Origin of the sequence: Bacteroides sp. Marseille-P8574, assembly GCF_902825465.1 — a bacterium.
GTDB lineage: Bacteria > Bacteroidota > Bacteroidia > Bacteroidales > Bacteroidaceae > Bacteroides > Bacteroides uniformis.
The window spans coordinates 155,587-172,758 of record NZ_CADEBE010000002.1; the positions used below are offsets into that span (position 1 = coordinate 155,587).

Here is a 17,172-nt window from a genome sequence, read left to right on the forward strand (position 1 = left end):
TTATCTTTTGACCATTTACCAGCAGATAACCTTAAATATATGAAAGCAATTCAAGCAAATCATAGTTACGATGTTTATGACCGACACCACCGCCAGAACCAAATATGCGAGAAAAAAAGTCTGCGAGGTAATACCCGATTGCAGCTACATTAGTAGTTGACCATTCCTCTGAGTATGGATTTTGTATGGGAAATAAGGCCCCCTCGGAAAGTGGTAAGCGGGGAAATTCAGCAAGCCGAGGGGGCACTGTAAAAGAACCGACTTCAGGTACGGTAATGTTGAGAACGTCTGTAGGGACATCGGTTCGGGGAAGATTTAGTAATGGACGAGCGTCGGCATACTTGAATGTGAACGTATAATTGCTTGGAAGTTCGCGGTCTGTATAGCTGACATTGCTGTCTGTTACGACTATCCGGCGCAAATAATTACCGGCGTACAGATACTTGCCATTTGACGGGAAGAAATCAAGCAGCCATTTGCGCTCATCTCCATTCAGGTAACCAGTGTTTTTTTGAAACTTCCTCTCTGTGTCTACACGGTATTCTGAAAAAATTTCGTCAATTTCAGCAATATTATGCGTGTGTTCGCCATTGAATACAGTGTTACCATATGCCCGGAATGTATCGACACCTCCCAAAGAGTTTTCAAATAATATCCACTGTTCCTGCTCGGAGCGCATATCCTCAGCATAGTAACGCTGTATATATGTAAGACGCTGGCCGGAGGTGTTCTCGACCCATACATCATAATATGCAGGTAATTTATGTTCCAGCCATCCCGCAACGACAGAGTATTGTAGAGGCATGGTATAAGCTATACCTGGCATCAATTCTGTAACAGTATAATCAGTCTGAGATTTAACAGTTCCAGACTCATCAGTAAAGTATGCGCGGAGTTTGACTGTACCGGCAACCACAGCATAGTAGGTCAGGAACTCCAGAGAATAATAAGTGACCGGCTTTACATTCGGCTGCCAGGTGAGGAAATTCTGTGTCAGGAAATTGGTGGCGGAGTCAGTCAAGCGGTCCACTCCAGAGCGGATAACGCGAAAGGTGATTTCAGTGGAGTCGATGACTGCTGTGAAATCGGCAACCAGGTTGGTTTGCTGATATACCTCTCCGATGTCTTTCAAGCTGTATGACAGAAACGAGTGTACAATTTCATGTATATCTATCTCCATCACTCCGTTTTCGTCAGGAGCATATACCTGAGACACCAGTTCTTTGTCGCCGGCCTTCAGAGTGAATGTCGTCTGTCGGGAAGAGCCGATGATGAAATTCTTCAGGTTCATCGAGAGCGACAGCATGTCGGGCTGTTGGATGATATTCATTATACTTTCTGTTTTTGGTGCGAATTTATGTGGATTGATTGCATGCAGAAAGGACAACGCATCATCAACCGCCTTAATCTGTAATCAATTGGGGAGTCATGTAAACGGACACTCTTCTATAACAGATTTCACCTTCTCCCCGGCGCGGATAATACATATAGCTGTAGTAGTCCGTCCGCTTGTGGTACTGTCCGCCTGCGGCATACTGTTTCTCGGTGGGCGGTGCAAGATAAACGATGGTCATGTCCACCAACGCGCCCGCCTCGAAGCCTGCTGCTGTCCATTCGTCTTCCGTCATTTCGGATAGCGTACAGTTTACCTTCCACTTGTAGGCAGGCATCTTCATCCGTTCGCTCTCGTCCATGGCCATGGTTACGGGCTCCTGGAGCTGCGTAGTGAGCAACGTTGTATCCATTGGCATATTGTTGCCTCCGAGAGTGTACTTCAGCACGTCGATGAGGTATTCCGAACCGCCCAGTGCCACTTTCCGGTAGACGGGGAGGGCTTGCTTCATTGTGTTCGTCATCAGTAGCGGAACTGTTACCTTGTGCAGGGCATTGCGCAGCAAGGTGTCGAAGTCTCGCCAGAATTTTTCATAGATACCGATAGGGCCGTTGTACAGAAGGGAGTAGCCACGCGCGGCATCGTGGTTTGCCCCGACGGGCAGTCCGGTACTGTTACTCAAGGCGAAAGCCAGCATGGGATTCTGGTCATGGGAGGTTTCGGTCAGGTAGGGATCGCTTGTCGTTTCCTCACTTTCCTCACTTTTCGTACTTTCGTCCGCTACCCGGATAGTACTGTTGAGCATCCTTCCTTCTCCGATATAGGGGGCAGTTACGGAATTCCCGTATTCTCTTCCGTTGATAGTGCCCTGCACGAAGAACATTAGGCTGTCGAAACAGAACTGACTGTCGGGCACCTCCACTTCATAGTCATCCAGTCCTTCTTCTCCGGCATAGAACGGCAGGTTTCCGTCGGACACTACCCTGATAACGCCCTCCCTGCCATAGCCCATCCTTACGTATCTGCCGGATGCCATGTCATAGTAGGCCGTGGGGTATTTGCGCTCCAGCTCGGTGGTGCTGTCAAGAGTGCTTCCATTGCTGAGGGAGCTCTTTGACGATAGCTTCAGCTGACGGGCTGTCTCGTAATTGATTTCCGGTTGTCCGGCCAGACAAGCCGTCAAGTCTGTCGGGTTGCGTGCGGCTATCATGTCTTTGAAAAACTCTATGCGGACGGTCTTGGCCACTTCGTCTGGAACAAACTCGCAACAGAACTTCTTGCGGAAGACTTCGAGCAGGGTGGAGCATAGGCAGTCGGGCACCAGGTGGGCCAGCAGGATGGTGCCGTTCACCAGCGCATCGGCAGTATTGTTGATGAACACCATGCTTTTGAAAGGCTCGGTCTCGGTGAAAAAATTCGGTTGCAAGGTATAGCCGAAATAGGAGAAGATACGTTCCAGTAGGTAGGTGGCACGGATGAAGGGCGTAATGTAGTAACCGGGATCAAGTGTGATTATACGGCTGTCCACCTTCTCTGTACGGGCATATGAGTTGTATAAGCCTTGTTTCCTTGTGACTCTGGGACGGACCTGCATCGGCCTTCCATTCTCGTCCATTACGCAGGTGACGTTCACTCCGCGTTTTTCCCCGTTCAGCTCGATGATGACGGGGAAGAGGGTGAAATGCGGATTGGTGTTGTCGAGCAACGAACGGCACCAGTTGATACCCTGCTCTACGGTTTCCACTCCGGGTACGGTCTCGCTGCCGAAAACGGCCGGTACGGCAACTTTCTCGATGCGCGAAAGGAAACTGCCCTCGTTCATGTAGAATGTCGTCGTTATCTTCTCTTTCCGCTTGGCACCGAGTATGGCTTGCCGGGCGGTCACACAGTAGTCACCGTCTCGGATGCTGCATGTGATGTCTGTCTGCGGCTTTTTACGGTTGGCCACCATATCGGGGTAACCGGTCAGTTCCCGGTTCAGGTTTGTATCCGGGAGATCCACCGGAAGTGACTGCTCACCATAATCATTGAAGAACAGATTCGGACGTTCGATTTCAATTTGCGTGTCAGGTGCCAGTTGATAGGCTTTTCCTGAAGAATGTACTATTTTCATGATGAAATGTTATTTGCTTCCTATTTTACGCGAACGGTTCCGCAATTCCTGCTTGCGTTCAAGTTCAGATAGAGTGACGGATGCTGGGATGCCTTCTTCATCAATACGGATGATTGCATTGGCCAGGCGTTCCATCAGTCTTGGAGGCAGAGAGGTTCCTGATGGCGCAGGCGGTACCGGCACTGCAGATTTCTGGGCATCAATGGAGCCACCGGATGAATAACCGGCCATTCGAGCACGGATTGCCTGGTTAAGATCAAGTGTCCTTATGGTACCGGCCTGCTGGGACTTGTCCAGTATGTCAAGTATCGGTGCGACGGTAGGGTTGCTTACAGCTGCATTGCTGGCCACCCATTCTTTGGATTGTCCGGAAGGCCCTTCACCTACTATGACAGTAGGACGGTCAATGAATCCCCGTGCATCAGGGTCGTAGTCGGCATCGGGAAAGAGCTTTCCATCCTGGGCGCGCCGGACATCAATCTTGCCTCCGGACTGGCGACCGGTGGCAACGCGTGCGCCGGTACCGGAACTGCCGGAATTACTGCCGGAAAGAGTCATATTTTTGATTTTATCCCGTTCAGCTTTGGCACTGGCCAATTGTGCGGCTCCGGTCACGCCCATAAGGGCTGCTGCGATTGAACCCGCAATCGGTCCCAAATCTGCATATGCTTTCATGATTGACACAGCTGTGTCTGCGATGATTTGTGATGCCTTGATTGCAAAATTCACGTCCGCATATTTTTTCTGTATATCAAGCTTTTTCTGGGCCTTTTCGTTTTCCAGACGTTCCACTTCTTCCGTATTACCTTGGGCTGCCTCAATTTCCGCATCATATTTTGCATCGACCTGGTCCATTTCCGCTTGCTGCAATGCTTGAATGGCTCCGGAAAACAGACTGGAATAATAGTCAAACTGCTTTTTATAACTGTCCCGTTTGAGGTTCTGGACGGCTTGCTCATATTGTTCCTCAGTCAGAAACTGCTGTTCACGTGCGAGCCTGAGCTGTTCCAGTTCCGCATTGAACCGTTCCTGCTGTGTAGATAAGCTATACTGGTCACGAATGGACTGGATGCGTTGTTGATGTTCGGATTCAAGTTGTTCCTTAGCTCTAAGGTAGGCACTGTCCAATTCTGTCGTATCAAGATTGTTTTTCTCAGCCATTTCCTTACGCGCCTGGTAGGATGCCTCAAGAACCTTGAGTTGCGCGGCATAGTCTTCATCAACTGTAGTAACCTTGAACTCTGATTTGAAGTCCTTGACAAGTGTATTCAGCTTTTCCTGCAGTGAAGCACGCTTGGCATTCGCCGCCTTCTCCGCATCAATGACACGTTGATTGGACTTCCGGACGAGATTTTCCTTGGTTTCTGCATTGGAAATGGCCATGGATATGGCGTCCTCATAATAAGACTGTTCTATGATGAGCCTATTTTCCGCATACGATTTTTCAAGTTCGAGTACCAGCATTTCATTTTGTTCCTTACTCATTTTTCCTGATGCCAGAAAAGCTGAAAGAGCGGCAAACGATTCATTATACCATTTCTGTTGGGATTGCAGTTCTTCCTCCCTTAATGCTTCAAGAGACTTGGCGGCTTCCTGCTCCGTAGAGACTTTTGCTTTCTGCTCTTTTTCAGCAGCCGACTTTGCTTCTTTGGCAGCCTTTTCAGCCTTCTTCCTGGTCGCGTCAGAGTCCTCTGCCGGGAAACGTTTGTTGTATATTTCCTGGGCTATTTCTACATACTCACCGGCTGCATCCTTATTGTTCTTTATCCAGGCTTGCAACTGAACCTTCTCCATCTTGTTGAAGTTCTGGCGTACTTCTGCAAGCTTCTGCTGGTTCTTGACGGTTTCTTCAATAGTCTGGCCGTTCAGTTGTTTCAATTTCTCTTCGGCACCCAGAATGAGGTCACCATACTTTTTTATATCCTGCTCTATTTGCGGAAGAGCTTCCGTATTGATGTATGCTGTCGGTGCGGCAAACATACCGTTGCTCTGGAAAACAGTCCTTCCACCTTGTTTCTGCTGTTCCAACAGATTCTTATATGCCTGGCGGTATTCTTCCAATTGCTCTGTTGTTTCCCGGATGGCTTTCTGATTCTCAAACTTTAGCAGCGCCCTTTGTTTCTTAAGGAATTCCTCCACCTTTTCGCCTGAAATTTCGATGGCATTCCCGTACTGGTCGAATGCTGTCGCTGCGCCAGGTACCATGTTCCTTATCTGGGCTATGACATTGGCCAACTCTTTCTGTTCCTCAGCGGAACGGGAGGACTTGCCGGTCAGTTCCTCGTACCGGTTCAACAGTCCCGGCAATGCGCTCTCAAGCTGCACCATCTTGTCGAAATGGTTCTCGTAGGTTTCCGTATAAGTGGTGAACATTTCCCCAAGTTTAATGAAGAATCCATTGGCATACTTCAACATGGATTTCCAGAACGGCTCCAGCTTTTTCCCCACTTTATTGAAAAAGGCATCCATTGTGTCTCCAAGGTTGGACTGGATTCCTTCAAGTTCCTGCATCTGCACGGCCATGGAACCGGCAATGCCGTCGACACGACCGAGAGAAAGAAGATAATCCTTGATGGCATCCTCAGAATTGCGCACTTCGGTAGTCACTCCCCGGAAAGAGAACTTTGTAGTCTCCCCGGATTTGGAAGCCTTGATACCGAACTCCTTCAGACGTTCGTTCTCCCCGGTCATCGCATCAAGTATAGCCTCAATGAGCTGATCGACGGACTTTCCTTGGGAAGCGGCAAGGTCTCCCATGTTGACAAGCTCCTGGCTGGTAGGCTTGACCCCACGATTAACAAGCTTGATATATGCTTCAGTCCATTCCTGCAAGGACGATGGGGTGTCTGCTGCCAATTGCTGAAGCATCTTCATGGCATCATTGGCCTTCTTCTGCGACTGGAAAGTATTCCGAAGGACTGCCTCGTATTTGGCGAATTCCTTGCGTGTCTCGTATGCCTGGCTATGGACATCCTTAAGCCATCCGACAACCTTAACGGCAATGAAAGCCTTGGCTGCCATTTTTAACTTGGACATCCAATTCACGCTGTTGCCGAACTCATTGTTCATGTTGTTACCTGCGCTGCGTAACTCGCTCATACGGGCACGGACTTCTCTGAGACGGGTATTGAGCTTGGCATATTCTTCCGGATTCGCAGATTCAGTCATATCATCCAAAGCAGCGGAAAGCTCCTTAGCTTCTTTCTTGAGCTGTCTCATGGTGAGATCGTTGACTTTCAAGTTACGGGTCAGCAGACTTATTTTCTCATTGTTTTTGGAAATTTTGGCAGTATAGTCTTTGCACTCTTTCGCAAGGTTCTGATAGTCTTTCGTGTTCTTTTTGCCTTGGGCTTCGAGCTCCACCATAGCCTTGCGGCGTTCGGCCTCTTCCTTTTTCAAAGCCTTGGTTTCCTTGGTCAGTGTATGCAGCTCTTCCTGAAGCTTGGAACTGTCACCTGAGATTATGAGTTTGATTTCGTCTTCGGATAAATGCTTTTTTGCCATAATGTTACCAGTTTGAGTTTTCATATTGAAGGGCCTGCTCCAGTTCCTTGCGAATATTGGTACGAACTTCTTCCGTGAAACCGTACTTTATTTCCGGGAATGTCTCATGATACAGCACTCCCCAGACCACCCGGTTATAAAGAGCAAGATTACGGCGAATATGACGGGAAATACGGTCACTGGCTCCACGACGATAATAGATGTCAAGAAAGCGGAGATATGGGAATATACGCAGATAATAGGCTTGTTTCGTATCTGATTCCTGGGCAATGAACGGACGTTTCTGAAGATGTGCCACCAGGTCCCCGGATCGTGAGTTGAGATATGTACGCACAACTTTTTCTTGTGTCTCATAAATAAGGTTGATGCCTTGAGACATTATATCATGGACAAAACGTTCTCTGACAAGCTGGTCTGTAATCATATTCACTGTTATTTCCAGCGAAGATAGAATAGGGGAGGCGGTACGGAAAGGACATAAAAACGAAGGGGCAACTATTCATCACGAACAATTACCCCCTATATGACAGTAGTATTTAGTTTTTCGCTTGGAGCATCCACCGGAAGTCCAGTCCTGATGAACCAGGACGGTTCTGGTATTTATAACCGGCATCAAGCATGGCTTGATGAACCTGCTCCTTACTAATTTGCGCTCCAGGGTCAATACGGCGAATGGCATCGTAGACTTCATCCGTAGTGAACCAATGAGTGGCATGGCGTGCATCCGGGGCAGGTTTAAACGATGCGGACAAGGATGCTATATGGATACTGATATCGGTAATTTTCTGTTCTTGCTCTTTATTTTTCATTTTGTCCTCCTTTCTCATTAACATCAAGCGCATGCTGCAGGCAGGCAATGATTTCACGGGCATCCTCCGCAGAGATGTCGCACATCACATAGTTGCCATAATAAGCAAGGCAATATTTATACTCACTTGTTTCAGTTCCTGTGCAAAGACGTTCGGCTTGAACATAAATGTCTTTCTGTGTTATAGACTTGATACGGCTCATTTGGCACCTCCTTCCTTCGCCCGTTTCCTTTTTTCTTCATAGTGTTCCTTCCAAAGGAAGTGCTGGATACGCTCGTGTTCGTACGTCTCGTTGAGTATCTGCCGTAGGCAGAACAGTTCCGTAAGGGTCAAGTCCTCAAGGATGCCGAACTCGCCCAGATGGATGGTATAGCACGGTTCTGCTACCGTTCCACCCATGTAGTGCACATATTCTTCTGAAACGAACATGTGACGCGGATTTTTTCTTCTCTTTCTGCTCATTTCGTACCTCCTTTCTCATTAAAGGAAATATTCACAGTGCCGCCATTGGCATAGATGATAATGGATTTTTCACTACGCGCAGCACGGATACGCTTGCGACCGGAACACAATTCAATGCCCAGTTGGGCAAATAAGGTCTGGACCTTCTCAGCGGATACATAGCGTCCGCGGGCGCTTTGAGATTGTTTTTTCATTTTGGAAGTCAATTTAAATGAAACAATATGGTTAATAAATGACGGGAAAGCAGACTTTCAATACCAAAAAAATAAGAAAAACATGCTTCAAAAAAGAAAGTTCCGCTTTCCCGTTGACTTCCACCTGATGCAGGCAGTGGGTGCATTAACACTCCACACGGGGGTCGGAACTATATAGATAACCGATGGGCATAAAAAATGCCAACGGCAATCGGTTGGCGAACTACTCGTCGCCTACATCAAATGGAAGTCACTGCAAATATGGTGAAAGTTTTTGGAATGGCAAAAGAAAAAGGTTATTTTTGTAGCAAAAGAAAGTCATTATGAAAATCATTATCCAGTACTTTAAGAAAAGATACGAACGCAAGTTACGTGAACGCTGCGTGAAATATGCTACAGAAGCCTACAGAGGAACCGGCTATAGTCCTCACGAAGAAGCTGAATTTATCTACCGATTTATTTTACAAGGTTCTCTTGGGAGTTTTATTTGAAATAGCAGCAAAGAAAGTTGTTTTTGTAGCAAAAAAAGAAGTTATGCAAGACGAATACAAATTAATTCAGTTGGAGAATAGAATCAATAAAGTATGTACGGATTTCAACTTATTGAAAGAATCTGTCAGTTGGCTTCCAACCATCGTCTTAGTATGTTTTTTATCGGGTCTGATAATAGGAATCCTGATAAGCTTCCTATAAGGAAAGATATAAGTCCAACAATGATATTCAAGTTCTTAAGTCGTAGATTCTTTTCTTCTAATTGCTGTATAGCACGCTGACTCTGAGATATCTTCCGATGTTCCTTTTTATAGTTCTTGTAGATACCAAAATCATCTATTATTTGGTATCCTTTCGGAGTTATTTTGACTAACGATGATGGAGAATCAGGTTCCTTTTCTTCGATTAATCCCTCAACTACAAGTCGTTTACGTATTATTAGTATACGACCTTGCTCACTATTAATATGCAATGGAATCAGAATATTATTTTCTATGGATAAATAATCGGGGATACGGTATAATGCTTGCAAGACAATATCTTGTAAGTCATCGTCTTGGAATGTACGTATATCCGAGTTTTCCATATTAATAACTATTTGACTATGTGTGCAAATATAATAATTTTCTGCACATGAGAATTTTAACATGTGCAGAAAATGCATTTTTGTTCAATAAAGAAGAAATACATAAAATTTTCTTTATGGAATTTGTACATAAACAAATATTTATGTATATTTGCATTGCCATTAAAACAAAGAGATATGGAAAAAGAAACAAAAATGCAACTGGTTGCAAAACTTACCCAGTTAAAATTGTTATCTAAAATGTATGAACACACTTTCAAGAATGCAGGAAACCAAATGAGTAGGCAGAAGATGGATGAACTCTTAGATGCAAAACTGGAAACAGACAAACAGATAGCACTTTTAGAAAAGGTTTTGAAAGAATTGGAAAAATGAAGTTAAACAAGCTCCCCATAAGGGGAGCACAAAACAATAAGCTTATGGCACTTAAAGATGATTTGAAGAAATTGCATGAAATCGCTCACTCCGGCACACCGGATGCTATGGAGAAATATGTTGCTCTCTCTGATGAAATAACCAGTAAATACACAGATCAGAAAGATGTTGATGCAATAGCCGATTTCCTAATCAATGGCTACAAGGAGGTTTCATCAGAAGCTGAAGAATTGAACAACTATATCACATTGAAGCAGCAAATAGCTCCCTATGCGGAAATCATTCCATTGGGATACATTGCCAAGAAATATTTCGGTAAAAGTACCGCATGGCTTAGCCAACGTATCAATGGCAGCAAAGTTAGGGGTAAAGTTTATACGCTCAGCAAAAAGGATTTGGAGACATTCAACTTTGCTCTCCAGGATATAAGCAAACAATTAGGTTCACTCTCCATATCTTGAGAGACGTTTTATGACAACTTATCCCCGTAGTATGAACCGCTACGGGGATTTTTCGTTCTATCGACCACAAACAGTATAAACCAAAGAAGGCTTTCCTTGCTATTAGTTTTTATGAAGCAGGAACTTCCCATAAGTAACTTCCCACTTATTAATAGCTTGAGAAAGTATGACATACCTTGATTTTTCTTCTTTGTTCAATAGTTCCATATCTCCCAAAGCAGTACCTTTTGCAACGAGTTTTTCCATCTCTACCCGGAAAGCATGAAATTCCTCTTCTGTTCTAATTTTCATATTGGTATTCACAAATCTGCCTTATACAAAAGCGGTTGCAGCTTTTTTCAATTTATCTGCCACATCATTCAGAGCATCAGCCAGTTGATGCAGCTCACCGGAAGTGAACGTAGCAGTTTTGCCATGCACTTCATTCCCGTTAATACGCTGATGCAGCCATGAAGCTGATTTTCCAAAATAAGTTTTTGAGAATTCTGATACAGAAATGAATGGCAATATTTCAAATAAGATTTTGCGTACTTCTATCCGTTGTCTTAAAATCTTTGCTTCTTCAATGTCCTCGTGAATCCTGGCAAAGTCTTCTGAGACTGCAGCCTGAAGTTCCGCTTCATCTTCCGGACGTATGGAGTTGAAGAACGCTTCCATTTCCTGATCCGCTTTTATCCGATCTGCTCCTTTGCTTTTAACACAAGCCTCTTTTAGCCTGAAAAACTTTTCTTTTACTCCCATAGCTCTTAAATTTTAGGTGATACATATTAATGAATGAAGATAAGGAAGCCGCCTGGCCTGGCGACTTCCCCTTTCTACCGGAAAGCGGAAAGACGTTGAATTTCCAATTTAAGGAATTCAATTTCAGCATCCAGTACCGACTTTCTGTATCCCAGCCCGATGAGCCGGTGATAATTTCGGAGGTAGTAGTTGAGATTCTCAATCAACTCATCTACCCGCGCCTTTAGCGCTTCTTCATCAGTCATTCAAAGAGCTCTTTTTGATTGACAGTACAAAGATAAAGAAATTATTATCACCTGCAAAATGCTTTGATAACAATTTTATTATCAAAGTGCAAATTTATATAATATAGATTGTCTGTACGGACGCAGAATGAATTTCATCCGATACTCAAATACTTATATCGGATTAAATCCTCCAAAAAATGCTCCGGGGTATCAGCTCGGACTGCATGCCCCGTCTGGTCATGGAAACGGTCGGCGAAATGGTACATATACTCCTGGTCAGTACATTCACTGTCGAAACGGCTGCTTTCACGGAGTTTGGTTACAAAGTCTGTAGGGCAGGAGGCGGCAATTATACCGCCATCCTGCAAAGTGTAAGTTGTCATCATATTATGCTAATTTTTTGGTTCTCAATTTGAAAAATACTTTTTGGTCGGCTGTCAGAAAGGGGATATTTGAAAGCGGGCATCCCGAATTCACCATGCCATGTTTTGCAAAGGTAATCATGTTGGCGGCAAACCGTATCCAATTTTCCATCTTTGTGAAATTGGTGGTACCCGAATGCTGGCGAAATTCAACTGTGCGGTGGCGTGCGTAAGCCTCAAGGTTCAATTTGTGGTAGCGGTCGTTTCCAAAGGCTGAACGTAGCTGCATGATGTTCTCTGCCTCCGTTATGCTGCGTTCTGAAATTCCGGTAAGGCATTTGCAATATCTGTTGTTCCGGCGGGTACCCGGCATAAAGGAGTCGATTACCGGTTCGAGGCGGCGGTAAGTTATTGCAAGGTTGCGCCAGGTTTCAATGGTAAAGTCTGCAGCGTCCATGTGTATATGAAGGCCGCAGCTGTCGTTCACCTTCACATTGCAATAATCGAGCACCCAGCATACCTTCTGAAGTTCCTGCAATCCGGCTTCCCCTTCAAGTATCGGGCTTACCAGCTCGAAAGTATCGTTCCCTCTAAGACTTCTGTCTGTAACCAGCTTCCAATGGTCGCGGGTGTTATGGTTGTAACCTTCCACTGCAACTGCAATTCCGGCCTCACGAAGTTCACGGGCAAGAACTCCCTTTTCGCAGTTATATGCCTCTATCTCGATGCCGAAACGTCTGTTGAAAGTATAGTCCAATTCGGGGCAGGCTGCGATGGCCGGTTGCTGGCCGAATCTTCCGGCTTCCAGCATTTTCTTATATACGTTCTGCACGAAACCGTAATTTCCGTTTGTTACCAAATCGGCTACCTGGCGGCGGGTCAGACCTAAAAGAAGGAGCTGCTGTATCTTTGCCGTCTTTGTTATGCTCTGGTTAAGAATGTTTGTAACTTGTTCGTTCATAATGTTTTATCCTTTATTTTTCGTACAGCTAAGGTAACACTATTAACGCGCATAACGTAGTAATATCTTGTTTATTATCAGTGTATTAGCTTTGTTTAGCTTGAGTAAAAAAAATGATTATTTTTCGTGGTAGGGATGACGGAAAAGAGTAATCAGGAGTAGCTCCTGACCGCGAACTTCGACAGCCCACAGCCAGGATGGAAATAAACAACATGAACAAAAAGTTTCTGAACCATTTAATGGCCCGATATTTGCTACTCACTAAGGGATGGTTTGACATTGAACAAATCGGTTGCTGCAGAACTGAACATGAGTGTCCAGCCTATGGATTTGAATTCGGATGAGACAAAAGGGATAATGTCATGATTCTCCGATATCTTATCAAGCCATGGCAAATCCTCAGACCGTGAATCAAAAATAAGCCTTTTTCTGAGTTCCGCAAGGAGAGACAAGGTCATTTCCGAGGCAATGGCCGTCTCAACCATGTCTGCGGAATCCGAAACTTTCATGGCTATGGTGGCGGCAAGTTTCTGGCTGTCAAGAATGGAGTTGTGTGTGTCACGGCTTGATGTGAATTCTCCGAAATCCACGAACAGATAGTTGCCGGTAATATTATCGACGCGCTTCTTTACGTAATCGTATGACTGCCCGAAAACAAGATTCTCAAGTTCGGGCATTATCGGTTCCGGGAGTTTCTTGACATACCCAAGCAGTTCCGCATATTGGATAAAGTCACTTGAGCCGTTGGCGAACATGGAGACAACCCCTTCCTTTTTGGGAAAACGGGCAAAATATCTGAGCAAATCAAGTATCATAGGATTTCATTTATTATGTGAATTGGAAGTCTGGTTTCTCTCGCAATATCCGCTTTATCCATTTTGGCCGCATGCAGGCTGCGCACCGTATCAATAATTTTTTTCCGGAGGATGGTCAAATACTGGATGACATTCATGTGTTCGATGGTTTCAATATCCCCAAACCCGTCTGAACTCAAGTTGTACAGAGACTCAAGTGCACCCGTGGAAATGGCAGAAACTTTGGTCTCCTCAAGTTCTGTAAGCAACTTGAACTCAGTTTTGGTAAACAGATAATTGATGAAGGCCTGAAAATTGAAGGCTATGGGAATAAGCTCATCCATCGGCAGCCCAGTGAACTTCTGTGCCAACTTATGCGCTCCGGCAGATGAATACCGGTCCGGATAGTAAAGGATAGCGGCCAATAACGGAAGCTGCTCTTTCGGACATCCAAGGAGACCACGTGCCTCAATGAACTGGAGTGCCGTAAGCGAGCAAGTAAGACGGTTGAACATGGTTTCTATATTATAGGCAAAAAAAGTTTCATCCTCAAGATGTATCGCCGGAACCAGTTGTTTGCAGAAACATGAGTCGACTGCATATTTGTAGTCCAGTCTGTCCAGATACCTGGATATGGTTATTCCATGCAACCGGTGTGGTGGTATCTTCTTACAGAGTCTGTATGTTTCAGAATCCAATTCCTGGAGTGCTGCATCATTATCCGGATAGACAATCGTGAACGGAAATGTCACCTGCTCTGCAAGCCAGGCCACATTTGCCCATCCATCCGTATTCCTTATTTTTTGAAGATTCCATCCCATAATCCGGCAAACATAATTCGCACGGACCATGCCGACGGATATTTTTCCATCCGCAAACTTTTGTATATCACGCATGAGTGCTTGGAAGTGATAAGGAGTTAATCCATCCCAGGAATTGGGGATGCTGTATTGCATTCCTTTTGCTATAAAATCTATTGTCAACATGGCATCAGCATTATTATGTCGTCCGGACGGTTAAAGGATGTGTTCGTATCTACAGAGCCGGAACTGTCCGTTGACAAAAGCAGATCTATATTGGCCAGTTCCCGCTTCACCTCTTCAAGCAGAGAAGCGGACAACTCAAGCATGCGGGCCTGCTCATCCTTCCCAGACCTGCTTGCCTTAGACTCGTCAAACAGACTTCTTATTGTCGGTGGAAACTCTATAATGTCAAATCTCCGCAGGGCAATGGCTATGGTCTGCTTGGCGAGGCATCGTTTGAGCGGGCGCAATACCTCCTCCTTTTTCTCTGCCCGTTCAAAATAGGCCGATATCCCGTCATCCAGCGCTTCGCTCTGGATCGGTATGGTCCGGAAAAAGAACAGATAGGACATGTCTATCGTATACAGCATGTCGAACTCCTCCGTACTCTTTATTTTAAGAACATCAAGCATCTTCTTGTATCTCGTTTCTTTCCAGGAGGGCACGGTCTGACTGTTGTCAAGCAACTGGATGACAGTATCCATGGCATTATAATAATTCTCGATATACGACCTGCGCATGCTTTCCTGCTCATGCTTGTATATATCGACATCATCCTTACGCTTGGATACAACATCAAAAATGAGCTGTTTGGCCATGGTAAGATTGGCCATAGCAAGACGCAGGGCCTCCTTCAGTTCGCCCTCGTTTGCCGTCAGATCGGTGTAGACATCTTTGGTAAGGATGATAACCATCTGCTTTTTTGCAGAAATGGCAGACGAATTGAGCTGGTCGAAAGTGACATTGCTCTCTGCATAGGGAGCATACTTCCGGAATTCCGAAATGGTGGTAAACAGTTCTTCCAATATTCTCATGACTGTTGCTGATTTAGTCTGTTTTGAGGTGAAACATCTTCCTGGCGTGCCGGGACTTCGCGATAGAATCCAAGACGGTACCCCTGGCTGTACAAATGGGGAAAGTTTATCTGTATGGCCATATTGAACGGTTCGGAGCAGATTTCGTCTTCCGATGTCAGTGACATTATGTATATCAGATAGTTGTAATACGCATCGGCTCCTGATTTGGATATGACTCCGTCCTTGCTGACACTGGATATGGAGGAGTCAAGTCCCACGCTTGACAGCAGCACCTCATCGGCACGTTTGTCATAGGATATCAAGGCATCGATATATTCCTTGTATTTCAAATCAACCGTCTCTATCTTCCAGCGTTCCTCTTCGCCCTGGCTGTTCTTGAAGCTGATTGTCGCATATGCCTTACCCTGGTTGTCTGCACCGGACAGATAGCGGGATATCTTACGTAGTTCAGACTGCAGATACTTTATCAGGGTGGATTCCTTGAATTCCGAACCAATCACGATGCCATTGTACATCAGTTCTTCCTCATTGTTCTTCTTGCGCCGTTTATTCTCGTCGCAGAGTTTGGTTATCTGGATCCTCTTGGACTCAAGCCAGGCATTGGGGATGACAATGTGTATCTTGGCGGCAAGCGAATTACGTAAAAAGGAGTTGATATAATCAGCCGTATCGTTGGAACCCTTGATGTAGGACCTGGTACCGGCATGGGTTTCGTTCACACCGTAGAACTCATCCACGGATTTTTCCCGGTGATGGGAAATGGCCGCAAATCTGTAATTGGCAAGCTCCGAAAAGGAAAACTTCGGATAGATGCGGAAAGTGGAGGTGCCATACCCCCAACGCCCTACGGCAATGTAGCGGAAATCCCGGTAGTAGACAACATCTGTCGCCACATCCTTCTTGGTGGTGGCCAGCCGGCAATGTCTGTTCTCCATGGATTCAAGGCCGGCAACGGGCATCGTCCCTCTTGCTTTTCCCTTTGTGAAGCGCCACTTTACGAAACAGTCCCTGAAATAGTAGTAGTTCTTGATGATTGACTTGGCCACTTCCTTATAACCCGATTCAAGACCGCGCTGTTCCCAACTGTTGAGCCAGTCCATGATTTCCGGACAGTCAACCCACTGTTTCTGAAGTTTCCCGTCCACGATTGCCGGCTTGTACACGGCAAGCCCATGACCATACAGCATGTTGACCTGCTTGGTAATCAATCTCGGCAGAAGCCGGTTCTTCTTTATGTCGGACGCGACTTCCTCGCATTTCATGTTGTTGAAGCCACGGCTGCACACCTGGAATCCCTGGATGCTCTGCCACTGCGTATCCGGAAGACTTCCTCCACTCAGGGGGAACATCGGGTCCGGTTCCAGGACTGAAGCCATTGGCCTGTCTCCAATCTGGAAGGATATTACATTGTCATCGTCAAGATAGCAACCGAAGTTGCCTACCATTTTGAGATTGCTTTTACTCATAACCAATCTATTTTATGAAGTTTGAAACCATCTTGAGGAAAGCCCATGTACCTGATGAGAATACGGTAGCACATCTTGGGGACCCCGTCTGCGTCTGTAAACAGAAAGAAGTTGTCACTGTCTATACTGAATCTTTCTTCAGGCAGTTGAGTACGCCATCTGCATCCTTCTTTAACTGTCAATGTGGTTGATGCCTCCCCCTTATGCCTGGAACACGGGAAGAAGGCAATGGTAAAACAGCCGTCAGGCAGTTTTGATATCTCCTTGGCCCATTGCATCGCTTGAATACCGGTCATTGTCATTTCCATGCCCGAAAGTAGCAGGTTTCTACTGCGGGAAAAAGGACGGGAAGCACCCTCCGTCATATTTCCAGAGAATGCAGGAGCATGCCTTGCAACTCCAAGACTCAGCGGTGCGTGCTGAACAGCGCCTCACGAAGAAAACGCTTTCCT

General features: G+C 45.7%; 22 protein-coding genes. 3 read left to right on the forward strand and 19 right to left on the reverse strand.

The window, feature by feature from the left end; all coding sequences use genetic code 11:
• Positions 1-31 precede the first annotated feature (31 nt).
• The 8 genes from HUX74_RS12910 to HUX74_RS12945 form a co-directional block, all read right to left on the reverse strand.
• Positions 32-1,330, reverse strand: coding sequence for a hypothetical protein (locus HUX74_RS12910; RefSeq protein WP_174646794.1), 1,299 nt, complete (start codon positions 1,328-1,330; stop codon positions 32-34).
• 73 nt (positions 1,331-1,403) lie between these two features.
• Positions 1,404-3,446, reverse strand: a complete 2,043-nt coding sequence (locus tag HUX74_RS12915; protein ID WP_174646795.1) for a hypothetical protein — start codon at positions 3,444-3,446, stop codon at positions 1,404-1,406.
• 9 nt (positions 3,447-3,455) lie between these two features.
• Positions 3,456-6,950 carry a hypothetical protein gene (locus tag HUX74_RS12920; RefSeq protein WP_174646796.1) on the reverse strand — a complete coding sequence of 1,165 codons (3,495 nt, stop codon included), beginning with the start codon at positions 6,948-6,950 and terminating at the stop codon, positions 3,456-3,458.
• A gap of 4 nt (positions 6,951-6,954) precedes the next feature.
• Complete coding sequence (locus HUX74_RS12925) at positions 6,955-7,374, reverse strand: hypothetical protein (RefSeq protein ID WP_119993412.1); 420 nt, start codon at positions 7,372-7,374, stop codon at positions 6,955-6,957.
• A gap of 112 nt (positions 7,375-7,486) precedes the next feature.
• Positions 7,487-7,759: a 5-formyltetrahydrofolate cyclo-ligase gene (locus HUX74_RS12930; protein WP_117652824.1), complete on the reverse strand. Its 273-nt coding sequence runs from the start codon at positions 7,757-7,759 to the stop codon at positions 7,487-7,489.
• Positions 7,749-7,961, reverse strand: coding sequence for a hypothetical protein (locus tag HUX74_RS12935; RefSeq protein ID WP_174646797.1), 213 nt, complete (start codon positions 7,959-7,961; stop codon positions 7,749-7,751). Before HUX74_RS12935 ends, HUX74_RS12930 begins: the two co-directional genes overlap by 11 nt.
• Positions 7,958-8,221: a hypothetical protein gene (locus tag HUX74_RS12940; protein ID WP_151882859.1), complete on the reverse strand. Its 264-nt coding sequence runs from the start codon at positions 8,219-8,221 to the stop codon at positions 7,958-7,960. Before HUX74_RS12940 ends, HUX74_RS12935 begins: the two co-directional genes overlap by 4 nt.
• Positions 8,218-8,415, reverse strand: coding sequence for a hypothetical protein (locus tag HUX74_RS12945; protein WP_151882860.1), 198 nt, complete (start codon positions 8,413-8,415; stop codon positions 8,218-8,220). The genes HUX74_RS12940 and HUX74_RS12945 overlap by 4 nt, the downstream gene beginning before the upstream one ends.
• A 323-nt stretch (positions 8,416-8,738) precedes the next feature.
• Here HUX74_RS12945 and HUX74_RS12950 point away from each other — a divergent pair, with 323 nt between their 5' ends.
• A complete protein-coding gene (locus HUX74_RS12950; protein WP_174646798.1) occupies positions 8,739-8,906 on the forward strand; it encodes a hypothetical protein in 168 nt (55 codons plus the stop codon).
• Positions 8,907-9,031: 125 nt separating this feature from the next.
• Here the strand turns inward: HUX74_RS12950 and HUX74_RS12955 are convergent, their stop codons facing one another.
• On the reverse strand, positions 9,032-9,493 hold the full coding sequence (locus tag HUX74_RS12955) for a hypothetical protein (protein ID WP_174646799.1): 462 nt from the start codon (positions 9,491-9,493) through the stop codon (positions 9,032-9,034).
• A gap of 177 nt (positions 9,494-9,670) precedes the next feature.
• On the opposite strand from HUX74_RS12955, the gene HUX74_RS12960 reads away from it, so the two are divergent.
• Together HUX74_RS12960 and HUX74_RS12965 are read left to right on the forward strand one after the other, a co-directional pair.
• Positions 9,671-9,868: a hypothetical protein gene (locus HUX74_RS12960; RefSeq protein WP_117599675.1), complete on the forward strand. Its 198-nt coding sequence runs from the start codon at positions 9,671-9,673 to the stop codon at positions 9,866-9,868.
• Between the two features lie 44 nt (positions 9,869-9,912).
• Positions 9,913-10,329: a DUF5053 domain-containing protein gene (locus HUX74_RS12965; RefSeq protein ID WP_174646800.1), complete on the forward strand. Its 417-nt coding sequence runs from the start codon at positions 9,913-9,915 to the stop codon at positions 10,327-10,329.
• A gap of 102 nt (positions 10,330-10,431) precedes the next feature.
• Here HUX74_RS12965 and HUX74_RS12970 read toward each other — a convergent pair whose 3' ends face one another.
• The 10 genes from HUX74_RS12970 to HUX74_RS13015 form a co-directional block, all read right to left on the reverse strand.
• Positions 10,432-10,620 carry a hypothetical protein gene (locus HUX74_RS12970; protein ID WP_174646801.1) on the reverse strand — a complete coding sequence of 63 codons (189 nt, stop codon included), beginning with the start codon at positions 10,618-10,620 and terminating at the stop codon, positions 10,432-10,434.
• 21 nt (positions 10,621-10,641) lie between these two features.
• Complete coding sequence (locus HUX74_RS12975; RefSeq protein WP_174646802.1) at positions 10,642-11,070, reverse strand: DUF5053 domain-containing protein; 429 nt, start codon at positions 11,068-11,070, stop codon at positions 10,642-10,644.
• Positions 11,071-11,144: 74 nt separating this feature from the next.
• Positions 11,145-11,315 (reverse strand): hypothetical protein, encoded by a 171-nt coding sequence (locus HUX74_RS12980; protein WP_174646803.1) that lies wholly within the window; start codon positions 11,313-11,315, stop codon positions 11,145-11,147.
• A 134-nt stretch (positions 11,316-11,449) separates the two neighbouring features.
• Positions 11,450-11,683 (reverse strand): hypothetical protein, encoded by a 234-nt coding sequence (locus HUX74_RS12985; RefSeq protein ID WP_174646804.1) that lies wholly within the window; start codon positions 11,681-11,683, stop codon positions 11,450-11,452.
• 1 nt (position 11,684) lies between these two features.
• Positions 11,685-12,620 (reverse strand): amidoligase family protein, encoded by a 936-nt coding sequence (locus tag HUX74_RS12990; RefSeq protein WP_119961581.1) that lies wholly within the window; start codon positions 12,618-12,620, stop codon positions 11,685-11,687.
• 254 nt (positions 12,621-12,874) lie between these two features.
• Complete coding sequence (locus HUX74_RS12995; RefSeq protein ID WP_174646805.1) at positions 12,875-13,435, reverse strand: hypothetical protein; 561 nt, start codon at positions 13,433-13,435, stop codon at positions 12,875-12,877.
• Entirely contained in the window at positions 13,432-14,400 is a 969-nt protein-coding gene (locus tag HUX74_RS13000) for a hypothetical protein (RefSeq protein WP_119993420.1), read from the reverse strand. Before HUX74_RS13000 ends, HUX74_RS12995 begins: the two co-directional genes overlap by 4 nt.
• The gene (locus tag HUX74_RS13005) at positions 14,394-15,251 is read right to left on the reverse strand and encodes a hypothetical protein (RefSeq protein WP_174646806.1); all 858 of its coding nucleotides are present in this window, start codon (positions 15,249-15,251) and stop codon (positions 14,394-14,396) included. The genes HUX74_RS13000 and HUX74_RS13005 overlap by 7 nt, the downstream gene beginning before the upstream one ends.
• Complete coding sequence (locus HUX74_RS13010; protein ID WP_174646807.1) at positions 15,248-16,720, reverse strand: hypothetical protein; 1,473 nt, start codon at positions 16,718-16,720, stop codon at positions 15,248-15,250. The genes HUX74_RS13005 and HUX74_RS13010 overlap by 4 nt, the downstream gene beginning before the upstream one ends.
• A complete protein-coding gene (locus HUX74_RS13015) occupies positions 16,717-17,028 on the reverse strand; it encodes a hypothetical protein (RefSeq protein ID WP_174647330.1) in 312 nt (103 codons plus the stop codon). The genes HUX74_RS13010 and HUX74_RS13015 overlap by 4 nt, the downstream gene beginning before the upstream one ends.
• Positions 17,029-17,172: the final 144 nt, after the last annotated feature.